The following is a 19,043-nucleotide window of genomic DNA, read 5'->3' as shown; positions in this document are numbered from 1 at the left end:
GGTCGAGAGATCTTCCGCCCCACCTGGGCGGTGGATCTCTCGACCAACCGGGTGGGGCTCAGGCCTCGCGGATCGGGTCCGGGTGGGCGCGCGGCGGGGCGTAGCGGGGGACGTACTCCTGGCCGGTGAGCTTCTGGATCTCGCTCATCATCTCGTCGGTCATCTGTCGCAACGAGGTGCGGTCGGTCGGCCGGCCGGACAGGTCCATCGGCTTGCCGAACCGAATGGTGATGTCGGCAGCGCCGGGCCGGGGAAACCGGGCGCCGATCGGCTGCGCCTTGTCCGTGCCGATCATGCCGACCGGGATGACCGGGACGCCGGTCGAGGTCGCCAGGCGCACCGTGCCGGTCCGCCCGCGGTAGAGCCGACCGTCCGGCGAGCGGGTGCCCTCCGGGTAGACCACCACCAGGTCACCGTTCTTCAGCACCGGGATCGCCGCGTCGAACGCGGACAGCGCGGCCCGACCGCCACCGCGCTCCACCGGGATGGCGCCCAGGCCGGTGAGCACGAACTTGGAGATCGCACCCTTCACACCGCTACCCTTGAAATACTCCGATTTCGCCCAGAACGCCAGGTGTCGGGGCACTACCGTGCCGAGGAACAGTTCGTCGGCCACCGACAGATGATTACCGGCGAAGATCGCCCCGCCGCTCTTCGGGATGTTTTCCAGCCCTTCGACGGTCGGGCGGAACGCCAACCGCAGCGTGGGCCCCACGGCGAGCTTGCCGATGGTGTAGAGCAGGGGCACTGGTCCTCCGGCAGGTGAGGTGCGAACAGGCGGTGTCACGGTAGCGGACGCCCGCACACCCCTCGGACGGAGGTGGCGCGACGCCCGCTACCTGATGATGGTCCCTAGACCCGGCGGACGGAGACCGTCACCCGGTCGCCCTCGCCGACCTCACCGGCGAAGCCGTCGACGCCCTCCGCGAAGTCCACCGAGTCGGCAAGCACCTCCCCGGACACGAAGTCGAGGTACCCGGCCACCGCCGCGCGCACCTCCTCGGAGGCCGACACCGACACCACGATCCGGTCCGACACGTCCAGGTCGGCGTCCCGGCGGGCCTGCTGCACCACCCGCACCACGTCGCGGGCCAGCCCCTCGGCGGCCAACTCCGGGGTGACAGCGGTGTCCAGCACCACCACACCCTCACCGCCGGGCAGCGGCGCGGAGTTCTCGGCGTCGGCGGCGACCAGGCGCAGCTCGTACTCGCCCTCGGCGAGGGTGACGCCGGCCGCCACCGGGGCGCCGTCGACAAGCTCCCAGTCGCCCGCCTTGACCGCCTTGATCACCTGCTGCACCTGCTTGCCGACCCGCGGGCCGAGCGCCCGGGGCACCACAGTCAACACCTGCTCGCAGTACGCGGACAGCTCCGCGCTGAACTCGACGGCCTTCACGTTGACCTCGTCGGCGACCAGGTCGGCGAACGGGCGCAACTGCTCCGCCGCCGGTGCGGCCACTGTCAGCTTGGACAGCGGCAGCCGCACCCGCAGACCCTTGGCCTTGCGCAGCGACAGCGCCGCCGAGGCGACCGCCCGGGTGGCGTCCATCGCGGCGACCAGGTCGTGGTCGGCCGGGAACTCGGTCGCCTCCGGCCAGTCGGTCAGGTGCACCGAACGTTCCCCGGTCAGCCCGCGCCAGATCTCCTCCGCTGTCAACGGCGCGAGCGGCGCCACCACCCGGCAGAGCGTCTCCAGCACCGTCCAGAGCGTGTCGAACGCGTTGACGTCACCGGACCAGAACCGGTCCCGCGAGCGGCGCACGTACCAGTTGGTGAGCGCGTCCAGGTAGGACCGGACGGTCGCGCACGCACCGGAGATGTCGTACGCGTCCATCTGCGCGCCGACAGTGGTCACCAGCTCGTTCGTCTTCGCCAGGATGTACCTGTCGAGCAGGTGCGTCGAGTCGGTACGCCGACGCGCCTGGTGCCCGTCGGCGTTGGCGTAGAGGGTGAAGAAGTACCACACGTTCCACAGCGGCAGCAGCACCTGCCGGACCGCGTCGCGGATGAGCGTCTCGGTCACCGCCAGGTCACCGCCGCGCAGCACCGGCGAGGACATCAGCATCCAGCGCATCGCGTCCGAGCCGTACGCGTCGAACACGTGGTAGACGTCCGGGTAGTTGCGCAGGCTCTTGGACATCTTGCGCCCGTCCGAGCCGAGCAGGATGCCGTGGCTCAGGCAGTTGCGGAACGCCGGCCTGTCGAACAGCGCGGTGGCCAACACGTGCATCGTGTAGAACCAGCCGCGGGTCTGCCCGATGTACTCGACGATGAAGTCACCCGGGTAGTGGTGCTCGAACCAGTCCGCGTTCTCGAACGGGTAGTGCACCTGCGCGAACGGCATCGACCCGGACTCGAACCAGCAGTCCAGCACCTCCGGCACCCGGCGCATCATCGACTGACCGGTCGGGTCGTCCGGGTTGGGGCGCACCAGGTCGTCCACCGCCGGCCGGTGCAGGTCGGTCAGGCGTACGCCGAAGTCCCGCTCGATGTCGGCGAGCGAGCCGTAGACGTCCAGGCGCGGGTAGTTCGGGTCGTCGGACTTCCACACCGGGATCGGCGAGCCCCAGAACCGGTTCCGGCTGATCGACCAGTCCCGGGCGTTGGCCAGCCACTTGCCGAACGAGCCGTCCTTGATGTGCCCGGGCGTCCAGTTGATCTCCTGGTTCAGCTCGACCATCCGGTCCCGGAACTTCGTGACGGCCACGAACCACGACGACACCGCCTTGTAGACGAGCGGGGTGTCGCAGCGCCAGCAGTGCGGGTACGAGTGGGTGTAGGTGTCCTGCTTGAGCACCACCCCCCGGTCCTTCAGCTCCCGGATCACCGGCTTGTTGACGTCGAAGACCTGCTCGCCCTGGTACGGCGGGACCAGCGCGGTGAAGCGCGTGTGGTCGTCGACTGTGACGATCGTCGGGATGCCCGCGGCGTTGCAGACGTTCTGGTCGTCCTCGCCGAACGCCGGGGCGAGGTGCACGATCCCGGTGCCGTCCTCGGTGGTGACGAACTCCGCGCCGAGCACCTGGTACGCGTTGTCGCCGGCCTGCTCGACGAGGAAGTCGTACAGCGGCGTGTAGCGGCGTCCGACCAGGTCGCGGCCGTACACCGTGCCGACCTGCTCGAAGCCGTCCAGCTCCTTGGCGTACGCGGCCAGCCGTGCCGCCCCGACCACGAACCGCTCCCCGTCGCGCTCCAGCACCGCGTACTCGATGTCCGGGCCGACGGCCAGCGCCAGATTCGACGGCAGGGTCCACGGCGTGGTGGTCCAGACACCCAGCTTGACCGGCCCGCGCAGCAGTTCCGGGGCGGACTCGTCGGCGGTCAGCCCGAACCACACCGACAGCGTCGGGTCGTGCCGGTCCCGGTAGACGTCGTCCATCCGGGTCTCGGTGTTCGACAGCGGCGTCTCGCAGCGCCAGCAGTACGCCAGCACCCGGAAACCCTCGTAGATCAGACCCTTGTCGTGCAGGGTCCTGAAGGCCCACATGACGCTTTCCATGTAGTCCAGGTCGAGGGTCTTGTAGTCGTTGTCGAAGTCGACCCAGCGGGCCTGCCGGTTGATGTACCGCTCCCAGTCCTGGGTGAACTCCAGCACCGACGTGCGGCAGGCCTCGTTGAACCGGGCCACGCCCAGGTCGATGATCTCCGCCTTGCTGGTGATGCCGAGCTGCTTCTCGGCCACCACCTCGGCGGGCAGGCCGTGGCAGTCCCAGCCGAAGCGCCGCTCGACGTGCCGCCCGCGCATGGTCTGGTAGCGCGGCACCACGTCCTTGACGTACCCGGTGAACAGGTGGCCGTAGTGCGGCAGGCCGTTGGCGAACGGCGGGCCGTCGTAGAAGACGTACTCGTTCTTGCCGTCGTCGCCGGCCGGACGGGCCTCAACGGACGCCTCGAAGGTCTTGTCGGCCGTCCAGTGCTCCAGCACCCGGCGCTCGACCGCGGGCAGGTCCGGGCTCGCCGGGACTCCGGCAGCGGTCGGGTCGTGCAACGGATAGGCCATCGGGGGTCGCTCTCCTCGTGCAGCTCACTCAACGTGGTCTGCGAGGACGAACCTTCCCGGGGTACGCCTCGACGACGCTCCCGGGGTGATCCGCGGTACCACCCCGCTTGGCGGTCAGGATCGACCGCCCGCTCATTTGCCGGCTGTGACGGGCCGCACCCGTCCGGTTCTACTGGGCCGGTTGCCCGGCTGTTCTTCCGGAGGCTCACCGGTGATCGCCGGGTCATCGCCTTACGGTGCACAACGATACTCGACAGGCCCCCTGCCCCGCCGCCGAGTGAACGCGCACGCCGGCACCCTAGGCTGGCCGGGTGATCCGGATCGAGTTGGACGAGCCGACACTGTCCCGCACCCGGATCGCCACCAGCCCGCTGTGGGAGGTGCTGACCAGCCTGTACGTGCTGCACCGGAATCCGGGCGAGGCGCCCTGGCCGTACACGGGTTGGGCCCGGCACGCGCGGCGGGCGCTCGCCGAGGTGCCGGCGACGGCGCCGGTACGGGTGCTGACCATCGGTTCACGGGCGCCGGACTTCCTCACACCCGTCCCCACGTCAGCCGCGCCGACGCTGGCCGAGCAGCTCGCCGAGCTGCGCGCGACGCCCGCGGAGGTGATCGCCGAGCAGATCCCCCGCTACCACCGCCTCGACGACCTGCCCGGGTGGCTGAGCCCGTTCGTGACGGACCGGCAGGCCGCAGTGGACCGGCTCGCCGACGGCATCGAGGCGTACTGGGACGCCGCGATCGCGCCCTGGTGGCCGGCGATGCGGGCGGCGCTTGACGAGGAGGTGCTGCACCGGGCCCGGGCACTCGCCGCCGACGGCCCGGACGCGCTGCTTGCCGACCTGCACGAACGGGTGCGCTGGGACAAGCCGGTGCTGACCCTCGTGAAGCCGTTGGAGCAGCACTTCGAGGCCGTGAACCAGCGACTGCTGCTGGTTCCGTTGATCTTTTCGCGGGGTGCGCTCACCTGCTCCACCGATCATCCGGAGATCGTGGCCGTCTCCTACCAGGCGCGCGGGGCGGTGCTGCTCGCCGAGGGCGGGCCGGTACCGGCGCCGGGTGCCACGCCGACCACCGACCGGTTGGCGGTGCTTGTCGGTAGGGGTCGGGCACAGGTGCTGCGGGCGTTGACCCGACCGGCGACCACAGCCGGTCTCGCCGCGACCCTGGGGCTGGCCCCGAGCACCGTCTCGGAGCAGCTCTCGGCGCTGCTCGCCGCCGGGGTGGTGCACCGCCGCCGGGTGGGCCGTCGGGTGCTGTACGGCCTGGAGCCGGCCGGCGTGGCTCTGGTGCAGCTCGTCGGTGACGAGCCGACGACCGCGTCGGCCTGAGGATTCGGGCCGGTCCGAATTCGTTTCCCACCCGCCCCGGCCACTCCTAACCTCCCGGCATGAGCGAACACGCGATCGAGGCGGTCGGGTTGCGCCGCACGTACCGCAGCCGCACCGGGTGGTTACGACCCCAGCGCCGGGAGGTCCAGGCGGTCCGCGGCGTCGACCTGACGGTCGGCAACGGGGAGCTGTTCGGCCTGCTCGGGCCGAACGGCGCTGGCAAGACCACCACCATCAAGCTGCTGAACACACTGCTCATCCCGACCGCCGGTGAGGCCCGGATCTGCGGGTTCGACGTGGTCCGGCAGACCCGGGAGGTACGCCGACGGATCGGGTACGTCTTCGGCGGCGACCGCGGCCTGTACGACAGGCTCTCCGCGCGGGACAACCTGCGCTACTTCGCCGAGCTGTACGGCGTGCCGGGGCGCGAGCAGAAGCGGCGGATCGCCGAGCTGTTCGAGCTGGTCCGCCTGACCGGCCGGGAGAACGACAGGGTGGAGGGCTACTCGCGGGGCATGCGGCAGCGGCTGCACATCGCCCGGGGCCTGCTGCACCGGCCACGTGTGCTCTTCCTCGACGAGCCGTCGATCGGGGTGGACCCGGTCGCCGCCCGGGAACTGCGGCAGACAGTTGCCGACCTCGCCGCCACCGGCACCACAGTGCTGCTCACCACCCACTACATGGCCGAGGCCGACGAGCTGTGCGGCCGCATCGCCGTGATCGCGAACGGGGCGATCCAGGCCCTCGGCACCCCTGCCGAACTGCGGCACCACGCCGACGGCCGGCAGGTGCTGGAGGTCGAGGCGTACGGGGTCAGCGATGCGCAGCTCGCGCTCATCCACACCCTGCCCGGGGTGCGCGAGGCGAGCGTTGTCGTCACGGGCGCGGCGCAGGTGCTGACCGTGCAGTCCGACGCGGGGGTGGACGTGCAGGCGGACGTGCTGCGGGCACTGGACGGGGTACGGCTGGGTCGTGTCACGGCCCGGCGGCCCACCCTGGAGGACGCGTACGTGGCGATCGTGAACCGCGTCGACGCGCAGGCCCGACCCGCCGAGGCGGTGGGGGTGTGAGGACGCTGCGCATGATCGCCGTCGGTGCGCTGCTGCACGCCAAGCAGCTCAGCCGCTCGCCGTTCGAGATCGCCACCGCGCTTATCGTGCCGGTGGTGCAGGCGACCCTGGCCGTCTACCTCTTCCGGGCCGGCGGTGAACCCGGTCGGCTGCTGGAGGCCGCTGTCGGGGCGGGGCTGATGGGCATCTGGTCGTCGGTGTTGTTCGGCTCGGGTGGCGCCATCCAGAACCAGCGGTGGCAGGGCACCCTGGAAATGATCATGCTGGCGCCCCGGCCGCCCGCCCTGGTGGTACTGCCGATCACCCTCGCGACAGCGCTCACCGGCACGTACGCCATGCTCGCCACCCTCGCCTGGGGTCGCCTGCTGTACGGCATCCCGCTCACCTTCGCCGACCCGCTGGCGTTCGCGGTCGCGGTGCCCGGCTGCATCATCGGCCTCGGCATGTTCGGTCTGCTGCTCGCCTCGACGTTCGTGCTGCTGCGCAACGCCAACGCGCTCACCAACACGCTGGAGTACCCGATCTGGCTGGTCTCCGGGATGCTCATCCCGATCACCGCGCTGCCCGGCTGGACCGGCCCGATCGGTGCCGTGCTGCCCACCACGTGGGGGGCGCGGGCGGTCCGTGAGGCGGCCACCGGCAGCGGGCCGGTCTGGCCCTCGCTCGGCATCTGCCTCGCGATCAGCCTGGCCTGCCTGGCTCTCGGTGCGCTCATGATGACCCACGTCGAGCGGCGGGCCCGCGCGGCGGCCACCCTCGCCCTGGCCTGAGGAGGCGACGATGACCGCACTGCTGCGCCTGATCGGCACCGGTGGCGTGATCGCCTACCGGGCCCTGTTCAACTGGACCACCCCGGCGATGTTCGTCGGCACGCTGCTCGTCGGTCCGCTGTTCCAACTGCTGTTCTTCGCCTACCTGGGCCGGCAGCTCGGCGTCGCCGACGACGGCTTCTACATCACCGGCAACGCCGTGCTGGCGGCCTCGCTCGCCTGCGTGTTCGGCGGCACCATGGCGGTCTCCAACGAGCGGCGCTTCGGGACCCTCGGGCACGTGCTGCTCTCCCCTCGCAGCCGCACCGCGGTGTTCCTCGGCCGGGTCCTGCCGTACGCCGGGAACGGGCTGCTGATCGCGGTGACCACGCTGACCGCGGCCTCGCTGCTGCTGGGCCTGCGGGTGCCGGTCGACGCGCTGCCGGGGTTGCTGCTCACCCTGGCGGTGGCGGCGTTGGCGTGCGGGTTCTTCGGCCTGACGCTGGGTGCGATCGGGCTGCGGTTCCGCGACGTCTGGCTGGTCTCGAACGTGTCGGTGGCCCTGCTGCTCCTGCTCACCGGGGTGAACGTGCCCGCCGCCGGGTTACCGACCTGGATGCGGCTCACCGGCGAACTGCTGCCGATCACCCACGCGGCCGAGGCGGCCCGCCGGCTGGTCGCCGGCCAGGGTTTCCGGGCCGCCGCACCCCAGCTCGCCGCCGAACTGGCCATCGCCGTCGCGTACGCGATCCTGGCCGCCGTCCTACTCAAGATCTTCGAAGCCGAATCCCGCCGCCGAGCCTCCCTAGAAACCCTCTAACCCCCACCCCCCACCCCCACCCCGCCCACCCGCCCCGGCCCGCCGGCCCGCCCGCCCGCCCCCCACCCCGGTGATCATGAAGTTATTGCCCGCCGCAGCGGCGTGTCGCGACAATAACTTCATGATCAACCGACGGCCGCGGCCGGGGCCGGGGCCGGGGTGGGGGGCCGGGGTGGGGGGTTAGGGGGCGGGGAGGGTGGTGGTCCAGAGGGAGGCGCCGTCGCGGTCGCGCAGGTGGACCGTCAGGGCCGCCGACTCGCCGTCGATCGACACCTCCCCGAAGTGCTGGAAACCCCCCGCCGGGCCCGTGTTCGCCACCGGCGGGGCGTGCACGAAGGCCGCCTGCGGGCCGAACGTGCCGTCCAGCGCGTTCGGGCCGAACGCGCCGGCGTGCGCCGGGCCGGAGACGAACTCCCAGAACGGGGTGAAGTCGCCGACCGCCGCCCGGGACGGGTCGTAGTGGTGCGCGGCCGAGTAGTGCACGTCGGCGGTGAGGAACACCATGCCGGTGACTCCGGCCCGGTGGGTGGCCCGCAGCACCTCGGCGAACTCCAGTTCCCGCCCGGCCGGTGCGCCCGGGTCGCCCTGGGCGACGCCCTCCTGGGCGGTCGGGCCGTCCGGCACCACCACCCCGATCGGCAGGTCGTTGGCGATCACCTTCCAGGTCGCCGTGGACCGCTTCAGCTCCCGGATCAGCCACTCGCGCTGCTCGCGGCCGAGCAGACCCCGCTTCGGGTCGGCGTACGTGTTGCCGTCGTTCGGGTCCTTGTGGGTCCGCATGTCGAGCACGAACACGTCGAGCAGCGGCCCGTACGAGATCCGGCGGTACAGCGGACCGTTGTCCGGCACCGGCAGCCACTCACCGAACGCCTGGCGGGCCCGAGCGGCGAGCACGTCCACCCGCCGCTCGGTGTACCGCGGGTCGTCCAGGACCTCCCCCGGGTACCAGTTGTTGAGGACCTCGTGGTCGTCCCACTGGTTGATCTGCGGGACCGCCGCGTTGAACGCCCGCAGATGCTCGTCGATCAGGTTGTACGCGTACTGCCCCCGGTACTCGGTGAGCGTCTCGGCGACCTTGCTCTTCTCCGGCGTCACCACGTTGCGCCAGATCCGCCCGTCGGGCAGGGCCACCGACTCGACGAGCGGGCCGTCGGCGTAGACCGTGTCGCCACTGCACAGGTAGAAGTCGGGCCGCGTCTCCCGCATCGCCCGGAAGATCGACATTCCGCCGAAGTTCGGGTCGATCCCCCAGCCCTGCCCGACGATGTCACCGGTCCAGACGAACGTGATGTCGCCGCGCCGGTGCCGGCCCGGCGCGGTGGTGAACGTCCCGGTCAACGGCTCGCTGACCACGCCGTGGCGCTCCAGGCTCTCCACCCGGACCCGGTAGTGCAGCCGCTCGGCGTCCGGCAGCCCGCGCAGCCGGACCTTGCCGGTGAGGTCGCCGGTCGGGGTGAGCACCGGGCCGCGCAGCTGCCGCGCCCCCCGGAAGTCCGGCCGGCGGCTCACCTCGACGAGCATCCGGCCCGGCCGGTCGGCCCGGGTCCAGACCAGCGCGGAGTCCGCGGTCACGTCGCCGCTCTGCACCCCGTGGGTGAGCACCGGGCGCGCGGCCGGCCGCCAGGCCGGGGCGGCGTTCGCGCCAGCGCCGCCCAGCAGGGTGCCGCCGGCGACTCCGGCACCGACCACCAGGCCGGCCCGCAGCAGAGTACGTCGATCAAGCTCGGTCATTCTTCCTCCGGATCATCGGTTGACCCCGTCGGTCTACCGGCCGGAGATGACCACGATCGACGATCCGGGTGACGCGGGCCGGAACAGGGGTTGTCCGGTCGGCATGACCGGAGTCACAGCCCCGGCTGTCACGGTGCGCCCCGGCCGATCCGTCGTGTCGGTGTCGAACCGATAAGGGGAGGTAGTCATGCAACGGATGAATCCCGGCGCGGTGGCGCCGAAGGCGTACCAGGCGGTCATGGGGCTGGAGAAGTACGTCCAGTCGAACGTCGACCAGACTGTGCTTGAGCTGGTGAAACTACGAGCGTCAATGATCAACGGGTGCGCGTTCTGCGTCGACATGCACAGCCAGGACGCGCTCACCAAGGGGGAGTCGAGCCGCCGGCTGTTCGCGGTGGCCGCCTGGCGGGAGTCGTCGTTCTTCGACGAACGGGAGCGGGCCGCGCTGGATCTCACCGACGCGGTCACCCGGCTCGGTGAGCACGGCGTGCCGGACGAGGTGTGGGACGCCGCCGCGAAGGTCTGGTCGGAGAAGGAACTGGCCGACCTCGTCTTCGCGATTGCCACAATCAACGTGTGGAATCGGATCGGGGTAACCATGCGGTTGGAGCCTCCGGCTCACGCATGACCACTGCGGCAGCAGACGCGGCCGGTGCGCTCCAGGCGCACCGGCCGATGCTGCTCGGGCTCGCGTACCGCCTGCTCGGCAGCCGGCACGACGCGGAGGACGTGCTCCAGGAGGCGTACCTGCGCTGGCTCGGCGTGGACCGCTCGGCGGTGGAGGAACCGCGCCGGTACCTGTCCCGGGTGGTCACCCGGCTCGCCCTGGACCGACTGCGGGCCCGGCAGGCGGCCCGCGAGACGTACGTCGGCACCTGGCTGCCCGAGCCGGTGCCCACCGTGCCCTCGCCCTTCGGACCGTTGGACCGCGCGGAGCTGCGCGACTCGCTCTCCACAGCGTTGCTGCACGTCCTGGAGCGGCTCACCCCGCCGGAGCGGGCGGTGTACGTCCTGCACACCGCCTTCGACATGCCGTACGCCGAGATCGCCGAGGTCCTGGACCGGACCCCGGAGGACTGCCGCCAGCTGCACCACCGGGCGAGCGTTCGGGTCCACCAGGAGCAGCGTCGCTTCACCGCCAGCCGGACCGAACGGGAACGCCTGCTCGACGCCTTCCTCGCCGCCGCCCGCGACGGTGACCTGGCGACGCTCACCGGCCTGGTCGCGGCGGACGCCACGGCCTGGAACGACGGCGGTGGCCGGGTCCGGGCCGGCCGCAACCCGGTCACCGGCGCGGACCGGATCGCCCGGTTCTACGCCGGGATCTACGGCCCGAACCGCCAGTGGACGATGCGCCGCATGGAGCTGAACGGGGAACCGGCGGCCCTGCTGACAAATGGCGACGGCAACCGGTACACCCTGACCGTCAGCGCCGCCGACGGCCAGATCACCGGTGTCTACGTGGTCGGCAACCCGGAGAAGCTGCCGCCCACCGGTTGAGCGTCGGCGGTACGGCCCAGCCCAGCCTGGTTGACGCTCAGGCCAGCTCGGATGACGCTCAGGCCAGCTCGGGGAACCAGAGCGCGATCTCGCGCTTGGCGCTGTCCGTCGAGTCGGACGCGTGCACCAGGTTCTCCCGGTTGGACAGCGACAGGTCGCCCCGGATGGTGCCGGCGGCGGCCCGACGCCCGTCGGTGGCCCCGACCAGCCCACGGACCACGTCGATGACCTGGTCTCCGGAGAGCACCAGCGCGACAAGCGGACCGCTTGTCATGAAGTCCTTCAGCGGCGGGTAGAACGCCTTGTCGACGTGCTCGGCGTAGTGCTCGTCGGCGAGCGCGGCGTCCATCGTCCGGTGCACCATCGCGTCGATCCGCAGCCCCTTGCGCTCGAAGCGGGAGAGGAGCTCGCCGACCAGGCCACGGCGGACCGCGTCGGGCTTGATCAGAACGAGGCTGCGCTCATCCGGACTGTTGCTGGACACGCTGGGTTCCTCCTGTGCACGCTGAACGCTAGGGATCGGTACGGTCAGCGTAGCGACCCGGTCCCGGCGCCGGCGCGGCGGCCGGTCTTTCGCCCGGTGGCTGATCCGGCCTAGCCTGGCCCTGACCCCGGGAGGTCCACTGTGGCGAATGGCGGAAACCAATCCATCGCGCCGGTACGCAAGCTGGTCGGCGCGGTGCTGGGCACCATGGCCAGCTTCGTTGTCCTCTTCGGGCTGGGCATGCCCAGTTGGGCCATCGTGGCTCTCGGGGTCGCCCTGCTGGTGCTGGCGATCGCGCTGGCGACCGTTCGCGGTGGCGGGCGCACCTGGGTGGTCGGTGTCGGGCACGTGCACAGCGCCTCCGAACCACCCACCCAGTACGCGTTCGGCCGCTGCGAACTGCAACTGGTGATCGACGCACCCGGTCTGCCGCCCCGGTCCAAGAAGATCATCGAGCCGAGGGTGCCGGTCTCGAAGTGGCCGTCGCTGGGCCAGACCCTGCCGATCCGGGTCGCGTTGGACGACCAGCGGCACGTGAAGGTCCTCTGGGACGAGGTGCCGACCCACGCCGAGACCGCAGCCGCCGTGGCCGACCTCCCGCCGGAGTTCGCCGACGCCGACGCCGTGGACGAGGTGCTGATCCAGCAGGATGCCCCGCCCTGGGCCGATCGCGCCTCGGACGACGACTTCCGCGACGACTTCGGCGACCCACTCGCTGACCGGTTCCAGGGCCCGCTCGACCCCGACCCGTCCCGCCCCGACCCGGTACGGGACGACCCGGGTGGCAGGTCCGAGGAGCGCGAGCCCGTGGTGATGCACCAGAGTCCGGGTGGCCCTGTGGTGTTGGAGGGCGTCGTCGTGGAGCAGCAGGCCCGCGGCGGCCTGCCCCGGCGGGCCACCCCCGCGCCGCGTCCGCCTGTCGAGGAGCAGTTCGACGAGCCCGCCGCAGACCGGGCCGACCTGCCGCCCGCCGACCGGGCAGACCCGCCGGGGGCCGACCGCATCGACGTGCCAGCGGCCGACCGCTTCGTCGACCCGGCACCCGCGCAGCGGTCCGGTCCGGGCGCGACCGACCCGCTGGACCCCCTCGATCTTCCGCTTGACGATCCCTCCCCGGTCGGGGCAGCCCGCGAGACCGTCACCGACGCGGAACTGGACGAGGCGATCTTCGGGTTGGCCGGGGACGGGACAGCGCCGATCAGCGGGGTGGGTCTGACCCTGCTGGTGACCGACCTGTCGCGGTCGCTCGACTTCTACCGCGACATGCTCGGCTTCACCGAGGTCGACCAGGGCGCCGGCAACGCCGTACTCGCCTCCGGCACGACCCGGCTCGTCCTGCGTGAGGTGACCGGAGCCGCGCCCATCAGCCGCCGCCTGGTGCACGTCAACCTGGAGGTCGACGACATCGAAGCGGCGTACGAGCGGTTGCGCGGATCGGGCGTCCGATTCACGTACGCGCCGCGGGTGGTCAACCGGGGCTCGAAGTTGGAGGTGTGGGCGGCGGCGTTCCGCGATCCGGACGGCCACGGCATCGCGCTCACCCAGTGGCGCGAACGCGCCGAGGCCTGAGGCCAGCCGGCTCCGGCCGGCCCACGGTCAGCCGAGGATGACCCGACGGACGTGCAGCGCGTACGCCCACACCAGGGCGAAGATGATGCCCAGGGCCAGCAGCGACCAGTGCAGCAGGCCGCCCAGCATCAGCAGGCCCTGGAGCACCGTGCCGGCGTGCCAGGCCCAGGGGCGTCGCATCATGCCGGCGACCACGATGGCGGCCACCGCCAGCGCCACCACCGCGCCGATGGCGGCACCACTGAGGTCACCGCCGACCACGCGGATCGGCTGGATGGCCAACAGCAGCACCAGCGCCTCCAGGCTGAGCGTGCCGGCGCCGAGGCCGCGGACCGCCCGCTCCGGGTTGCGCAACCCGGAGCGGCGCGACTGCCCGGCGACGGGCTCCTCCGGCCCGGGCTGGTCAGCCGGGTCGCCGGTGGCGCCCGGGTCCCGCTGTGGGTCGGTCATCGCTTCAGCAGTCGACGAGCGTCGGCGACCGTCACCACCGAGCCGGTGACAAGCACCCCGACCCCACTGAGCTCACCGGGGACGTCCTCCTCGGCAAGCGCCACCGCCAGCTCGATGGCGTCGGGCATCTCCTCGGCCGAGTCCACCCGCTCCTCGCCGAAGATCTCGGCGGCCAGCATGGCGAGTTCCTCCGTTGGCATCGCCCGCGGCGAGCTGTTACGGGTGACCACCACGTGGTCGACCACCGGCTCCAGCAGTTCCAGCATGGCCTCCGCGTCCTTGTCGGCCAGCACGCCGACCACCGCCACCAGCTTGCTGAACGCGAACTCCTCCTGGAGCGCGGTCACTGTGGCCTTCATCCCGTGCGGGTTGTGCGCACCGTCCAGCAGGACGGTCGGGGCGTTACGGACGCGCTCCAACCGACCCGGGGAGCTGGTCGAGGCGAAGCCCTCCCGGACCGCCTCGATGTCCAGTTGACGTCGAGCCCCCGCGCCCAGGAACGCCTCCACGGCGGCGAGCGCCACTGCCGCGTTCTGCGCCTGGTGGGCGCCGTGCAGCGGAATGAAGACGTCGTCGTACACGCCACCCAGCCCCTGGAGGGTGAGCACCTGGCCGCCGACCGCGACCGCCCGACCCAGCACGCCGAACTCGCCGCCCTCCCGGGCGATGGTGGCCCCGACCTCGGCGCAGCGTTCGAGGAGGGGACCAGCGGCCTCCTCCTCCTGCGCCGCCGAGATCACCGTGGCACCCGGGTGGATGATGCCGGCCTTGGCCAGCGCGATGTCCTGGAGGGTGTCACCCAACCACTCGGTGTGGTCCAGCCCGATCGGGGTGATCACGCAGACCCCGGCCTGGATCACGTTGGTGGCGTCCTCGGCGCCGCCGAGGCCGACCTCGACCACGGCGATGTCGACAGGCGCGTCGGCGAACGTGGCGAACGCCAGCGCCGTGGTCATGTCGAAGTACGTCAGCGGCTCGTCGGACCGCGCGTCGACCAGCTCGGCCAACGGCTTGATCTCCCGGTACACCGCCGCGAACCGCTCCTCGCTGACCGGCTCCCCGTCCAGGCTGATCCGCTCCCGGACGGTCTCCAGATGCGGGCTGGTGTAGCGGCCGGTGTGCAGCCCGAACGCCCGCAACAGTGAGTCGATCATCCGCGCGGTGGAGGTCTTACCGTTGGTGCCGGTCAGGTGGATCGCCGGGTACGCCCGCTGCGGACTGCCGAGCAGGTCGAGCAGGGACTCGATCCGGTCGAGCTCGAAGACCATGCGGGTGAAGCCACGGGCGTTCAGCTCCGCCTCGACGACGGCGAAATCGGTACGGTCGGTCACGAGGAAAGTGTCTCCAGTGCAGCGTCGATCCGGACCAGGTCGGCCTCGGCGATGGCGAGCCGGTCGCGGATCTTCGCGACCACCGGCTCGGGGGCCTTGCCGATGAAGGCCGGGTTGTCGAGCTTCGCCCGGGCCTGCGCGACCTCCTTCTCGGCTGCCGCACGGTCCTTCGTCAGCCGGGCCCGCTCGGCGGCCACGTCGATCGACCCCCGGGTGTCCAACGCGACACCGACCGCGCCGGGCATGGCCAGCGTGGCGCTGGCCTGGAAATCGTCACCTGCCGGGTCCAGCCGGACCAGGGAGCGGATCAGTGGCTCGTGGGCGTCGATGCCCGCCCCGGCAAGTCCGTCCAACCGGGCGGCCACCCGCTGGTTCGGGCGCAGCCCCTGGTCGGAGCGGAACCGCCGGATCTCGGTGACCACCCGCTGCACGCCTGCCAGCTCGGCCTCGGCGGCGTCGTCGATGAGGGTACGGTCAGCCACCGGCCAGGCGGCGTACTGCACCGTCTCGCCGCCGGTCAACGCGAGCCACAGCTCCTCGGTGACGAACGGAATGACCGGGTGCAGCAGCCGCAACAGCTGGTCCAGCACGTGCCCGAGCACCCGACGGCTGACCTCGGCCCGCTCGCCGCCCTCGGCAAGCACCGGCTTGCTCAGCTCCACGTACCAGTCACAGACGTCGTCCCAGGCGAAGTGGTAGAGCAGATCACACACCTTGGCGAACTCGTACGCCTCGAACTGCTCGTCGACCTCCGCGGTGACGTGCGCCAGCCGGGACAGGATCCACCTGTCGACTGTCGAGAGCTGCTCGACCGGCGGCAGGTCGCCAGTGGTGTGCGCGCCGTTCATCAGGGCGAACCGGGTGGCGTTCCAGAGCTTGTTGCAGAAGTTACGGGAGCCCTGGCACCACTCCTCGCTGACCGGCACGTCCTGGCCCGGGTTGCCACCTCGGGCCAGCGTGAACCGGGTGGCGTCGGCGCCGTACCGCTCGATCCAGTCCAGCGGGTCGACGACGTTGCCGAACGACTTCGACATCTTCTTGCCGAACTGGTCGCGCACCATGCCGTGCAGGGCGACCACGTCGAACGGCGGACGGCCGTCCATCGCGTAGAGGCCGAACATCATCATCCGCGCGACCCAGAAGAACAGGATGTCGTACCCGGTGACCAGCACGCTTGTCGGGTAGAACTTCGCCAGCTCCGGCGTCTGCTCGGGCCAGCCGAGGGTGGAGAACGGCCACAGGCCGCTGGAGAACCAGGTGTCCAGGACGTCCTCGTCCTGGTGCCAGCCCTCGCCGGTCGGCGGCTCCTCGTCCGGGCCGACGCACACGATCTCGCCGTCCGGGCCGTACCAGACCGGGATGCGGTGCCCCCACCACAGCTGGCGGGAGATGCACCAGTCGTGCATGTTGTCGACCCAGGCGAAGTAGCGCTTGGCCAGCTCGGCCGGCTCGATGCGGACCCGACCGTCGCGCACCGCGTCGCCGGCGGCCTGGGCCAGCGGGCCGGTGTTGACGAACCATTGCAACGACAGCCGAGGCTCGACAGTCGTCTTGCAGCGGGAGCAGTGCCCCACGGCGTGCACGTACGGCCGCTTCTCGGCCACGATGAGGCCCTGCTCGCGCAGCGCGGCCACGATCGCGGGCCGCGCCTCGAACCGGTCCAGCCCCTCGAACGGACCGGGCACGGTGATCACACCGCGCTCGTCCATCACGGTCAGCGCGGGCAGGTCGTGGCGCTGGCCGATCTCGAAGTCGTTCGGGTCGTGGGCGGGCGTCACCTTGACCATGCCGGTGCCGAAAGACGGGTCGACGTGCGCGTCGGCCACGATCGGGATCCGGCGGCCGGTGAGCGGCAGCTCGACCTCGGTGCCGATCAGGTGCTTGTAGCGCTCGTCGTCCGGGTGCACCGCGACAGCGGTGTCGCCGAGCATCGTCTCGGCCCGGGTGGTGGCCACCACGACCTCGTCGCTGTAGCGGATCGAGATCAGCTCACCGTCGTCGTCGCTGTGCTCGACCTCGATGTCGGAGAGCGCCGTCAGACAACGAGGGCACCAGTTGATGATCCGGTTGGCCCGGTAGATCAGGCCGTCGTCGTACAACTTCTTGAAGATCGTCTGGACGGCCCGGGACAGGCCCTCGTCCATGGTGAAGCGCTCACGGTCCCAGTCGACGGAGTCGCCGAGGCGGCGCATCTGGCCGAGGATGGCCCCACCGGACTCGGCCTTCCACTGCCAGACCCGCTCGATGAACTTCTCCCGACCCAGGTCATGGCGGGACAGCCCCTGGGCGGCGAGTTGCCGCTCGACGACGTTCTGGGTGGCGATGCCCGCGTGGTCCATGCCGGGCAGCCAGAGCGCCTCGAAGCCCTGCATCCGCTTGCGCCGCACCAGCGCGTCCTGAACGGTGTGGTCCAGGGCGTGGCCCATGTGCAGGGAGCCGGTGACGTTCGGCGGCGGGATGACGATGGTGAAGGGGGGCTTGTCGCTGTCCGCCGAGGCCCGGAAGTGCCCGGCGGCTACCCACTGCTCGTACCGTCGCTGCTCTACCTCGCCCGGCTGGTACTGGCCGGCAAGGGTCGGGGCTGCGGGGCGGTGGGCATCCAGTCTCTCGGTCACCTGACAAGTCTACGGAGGGCTTCTCCAGACCTGACGTGCGCCACCTCTCGTTCGCGTACGGTGTCGGCTATGTCCGACGCACATCTCACCGAGCGGTCGCTCGACGGTGGTCGCGAGCCGCTCGAGCTGACCGAAGAGCCGATCCAGCTGAGCACCCGGGACTCCGGGGGCGACCCCGACGAGCGGTCCGCCGGCTGGTCCCGGCGACGCAAGATCGGCTGGACGATCGCGCTTGTGGTCGGGCTGGTGGGCGCCGGTGTGCTGGGTGCCGCCGGGTGGCGGGTGGCGCAGCAGAAGGACACCGAACTCAGCTCACCCGATCGGGTGGCCGGCCTGACCCGGGACGACAGCGAACGAGCGAAGAGCACCGCCGACTACCTGCGCAGCGGTCTCGCGGCCGACATCGAACTGGACCGCAGCTTCGGCACCGTCTACCGCGACCCGGCCGACGAGAAGCGCTCCGTGCTCATCTTCGGCGGCACCACCCTGCTGTGGCAGCCGGAGCGCGATCTGGACAGCCTCTTCCGCCTGATGTCGGACGACACCGGCTCGGTGCGCGACCTGCGCGAGGCCCCCGCCGGTGACCTGGGCGGCGTGCTGAAGTGCGGCAGCACCACTGGCGAGGGTGGCGACTTCGCGGTGTGTGGCTGGGCCGACCACGGCAGCGTCGTGATGGCGATGTTCCCCGGCCGTTCGGTCGCCGACGCCAGCGGGCTGATGCGTAACCTGCGCCAGGAGATGCAGACCCGCGGCTGACCCGCGCCCGCCGTGTCCCTGGGATCCTTCCGTCAGGGCCGCCCTGACTCGGGACGCTTCTTGCCACCCTGCGCCGGCATCGGCACCGTGCGGGATTCCTGCACGCGGATCTCGGCTCGGAGCCGGTGGGCGGCGGGATGCCATATCTCCTCGAACGGGCCCATGACCTCGCCACCGATGCCGCGACGGCGGACCCGGGAGGCGAGCCACCAGAGAATCCCGAGAACGGCCGCGACGCATCCTGTGAACACCAGGAATATCAGGACGTCTGCCACCCGTCGAGAGTAGCCGCGGGCGCCTGCCGCGCGGGTCTGTGGCTGCCTGCCGTGCCTGTGCCTGCCCGGTGTGTGGCGGGGCATCGTTTGTCGGCGCGCAGCGTTTGATCGACTCGGTTTCCTGATACCCGGGGTGTCACCCGGCCGCGGATACCGCGGTATCCGGGAACCCGAGTCGGTCAGGTAACACGCGTCGACCGACCCGGCCGGGAACCCCGCCCCCGGGGGGGGAATGCAGATAGGGCCACCCCGCATGGGGTGGCCCTATCTGGAAGATTGTCCGGCGGCGTCCTACTCTCCCACACCCTCACGAGTGCAGTACCATCGGCGCTGGAGGGCTTAGCTTCCGGGTTCGGAATGTAA

Annotated in this window: 16 protein-coding genes and 1 rRNA gene; 8 read left to right on the top strand and 9 right to left on the bottom strand. The window is 71.2% G+C overall.

The window, feature by feature from the left end:
• Window positions 1–58: 58 nt before the first annotated feature.
• Both AB0B86_RS11635 and ileS read right to left on the bottom strand, forming a co-directional pair.
• Window positions 59–748, bottom strand: coding sequence for a lysophospholipid acyltransferase family protein (locus tag AB0B86_RS11635; RefSeq protein ID WP_357417685.1), 690 nt, complete (start codon window positions 746–748; stop codon window positions 59–61).
• A 104-nt stretch (window positions 749–852) separates the two neighbouring features.
• Window positions 853–3,999: an isoleucine--tRNA ligase gene (gene ileS / locus AB0B86_RS11630; protein WP_357417683.1), complete on the bottom strand. Its 3,147-nt coding sequence runs from the start codon at window positions 3,997–3,999 to the stop codon at window positions 853–855.
• A gap of 311 nt (window positions 4,000–4,310) precedes the next feature.
• On the opposite strand from ileS, the gene AB0B86_RS11625 reads away from it, so the two are divergent.
• Genes AB0B86_RS11625 through AB0B86_RS11610 form a run of 4 tightly spaced genes read left to right on the top strand, consistent with a single transcriptional unit; the run spans window position 4,311 to window position 7,969 of the window.
• Complete coding sequence (locus tag AB0B86_RS11625) at window positions 4,311–5,330, top strand: ArsR family transcriptional regulator (protein ID WP_357417680.1); 1,020 nt, start codon at window positions 4,311–4,313, stop codon at window positions 5,328–5,330.
• Between the two features lie 59 nt (window positions 5,331–5,389).
• Entirely contained in the window at window positions 5,390–6,400 is a 1,011-nt protein-coding gene (locus tag AB0B86_RS11620) for an ABC transporter ATP-binding protein (protein WP_357417678.1), read from the top strand.
• Between the two features lie 11 nt (window positions 6,401–6,411).
• Window positions 6,412–7,170, top strand: coding sequence for an ABC transporter permease (locus AB0B86_RS11615; RefSeq protein ID WP_357412041.1), 759 nt, complete (start codon window positions 6,412–6,414; stop codon window positions 7,168–7,170).
• Between the two features lie 10 nt (window positions 7,171–7,180).
• Complete coding sequence (locus AB0B86_RS11610) at window positions 7,181–7,969, top strand: ABC transporter permease (RefSeq protein WP_357412040.1); 789 nt, start codon at window positions 7,181–7,183, stop codon at window positions 7,967–7,969.
• Window positions 7,970–8,149: 180 nt separating this feature from the next.
• On the opposite strand, the gene AB0B86_RS11605 is transcribed toward AB0B86_RS11610, so the two are convergent.
• Window positions 8,150–9,700 (bottom strand): alkaline phosphatase D family protein, encoded by a 1,551-nt coding sequence (locus AB0B86_RS11605; protein ID WP_357412039.1) that lies wholly within the window; start codon window positions 9,698–9,700, stop codon window positions 8,150–8,152.
• Between the two features lie 187 nt (window positions 9,701–9,887).
• On the opposite strand from AB0B86_RS11605, the gene AB0B86_RS11600 reads away from it, so the two are divergent.
• Complete coding sequence (locus AB0B86_RS11600; protein ID WP_357412038.1) at window positions 9,888–10,328, top strand: carboxymuconolactone decarboxylase family protein; 441 nt, start codon at window positions 9,888–9,890, stop codon at window positions 10,326–10,328.
• Window positions 10,325–11,200: an RNA polymerase sigma factor SigJ gene (sigJ, locus tag AB0B86_RS11595; protein WP_357412037.1), complete on the top strand. Its 876-nt coding sequence runs from the start codon at window positions 10,325–10,327 to the stop codon at window positions 11,198–11,200. The genes AB0B86_RS11600 and sigJ overlap by 4 nt, the downstream gene beginning before the upstream one ends.
• Before the next feature lie 58 nt (window positions 11,201–11,258).
• On the opposite strand, the gene ndk is transcribed toward sigJ, so the two are convergent.
• Window positions 11,259–11,684, bottom strand: a complete 426-nt coding sequence (ndk, locus tag AB0B86_RS11590; RefSeq protein WP_357412036.1) for a nucleoside-diphosphate kinase — start codon at window positions 11,682–11,684, stop codon at window positions 11,259–11,261.
• A gap of 141 nt (window positions 11,685–11,825) precedes the next feature.
• On the opposite strand from ndk, the gene AB0B86_RS11585 reads away from it, so the two are divergent.
• The gene (locus tag AB0B86_RS11585) at window positions 11,826–13,253 is read left to right on the top strand and encodes a VOC family protein (protein ID WP_357417675.1); all 1,428 of its coding nucleotides are present in this window, start codon (window positions 11,826–11,828) and stop codon (window positions 13,251–13,253) included.
• Window positions 13,254–13,280: 27 nt separating this feature from the next.
• On the opposite strand, the gene AB0B86_RS11580 is transcribed toward AB0B86_RS11585, so the two are convergent.
• The 3 genes from AB0B86_RS11580 to AB0B86_RS11570 are packed head-to-tail and all read right to left on the bottom strand — an operon-like array spanning window position 13,281 to window position 17,649.
• Window positions 13,281–13,703 carry a DUF4233 domain-containing protein gene (locus tag AB0B86_RS11580; protein ID WP_357417673.1) on the bottom strand — a complete coding sequence of 141 codons (423 nt, stop codon included), beginning with the start codon at window positions 13,701–13,703 and terminating at the stop codon, window positions 13,281–13,283.
• Window positions 13,700–15,034 (bottom strand): folylpolyglutamate synthase/dihydrofolate synthase family protein, encoded by a 1,335-nt coding sequence (locus AB0B86_RS11575; protein WP_357417671.1) that lies wholly within the window; start codon window positions 15,032–15,034, stop codon window positions 13,700–13,702. The genes AB0B86_RS11580 and AB0B86_RS11575 overlap by 4 nt, the downstream gene beginning before the upstream one ends.
• On the bottom strand, window positions 15,031–17,649 hold the full coding sequence (locus AB0B86_RS11570) for a valine--tRNA ligase (RefSeq protein WP_357417668.1): 2,619 nt from the start codon (window positions 17,647–17,649) through the stop codon (window positions 15,031–15,033). The genes AB0B86_RS11575 and AB0B86_RS11570 overlap by 4 nt, the downstream gene beginning before the upstream one ends.
• Window positions 17,650–17,718: 69 nt before the next feature.
• Between AB0B86_RS11570 and AB0B86_RS11565 the strand changes: the two genes are divergently transcribed.
• Window positions 17,719–18,405, top strand: a complete 687-nt coding sequence (locus tag AB0B86_RS11565) for a hypothetical protein (RefSeq protein ID WP_357412031.1) — start codon at window positions 17,719–17,721, stop codon at window positions 18,403–18,405.
• A 32-nt stretch (window positions 18,406–18,437) separates the two neighbouring features.
• Here the strand turns inward: AB0B86_RS11565 and AB0B86_RS11560 are convergent, their stop codons facing one another.
• Window positions 18,438–18,680, bottom strand: coding sequence for a hypothetical protein (locus tag AB0B86_RS11560; RefSeq protein WP_357417666.1), 243 nt, complete (start codon window positions 18,678–18,680; stop codon window positions 18,438–18,440).
• Window positions 18,681–18,958: 278 nt separating this feature from the next.
• Window positions 18,959–19,043: ribosomal RNA gene (rrf, locus tag AB0B86_RS11555) — 5S ribosomal RNA — on the bottom strand; the annotation flags it as partial.

This window comes from Micromonospora sp. NPDC049047 (genome assembly GCF_040649135.1).
In the GTDB taxonomy this organism is placed as follows: Bacteria; Actinomycetota; Actinomycetes; order Mycobacteriales; family Micromonosporaceae; genus Micromonospora.
Note: the sequence above shows the minus strand (reverse complement) of the source record. Positions and strands in the feature narration are given on the sequence as shown.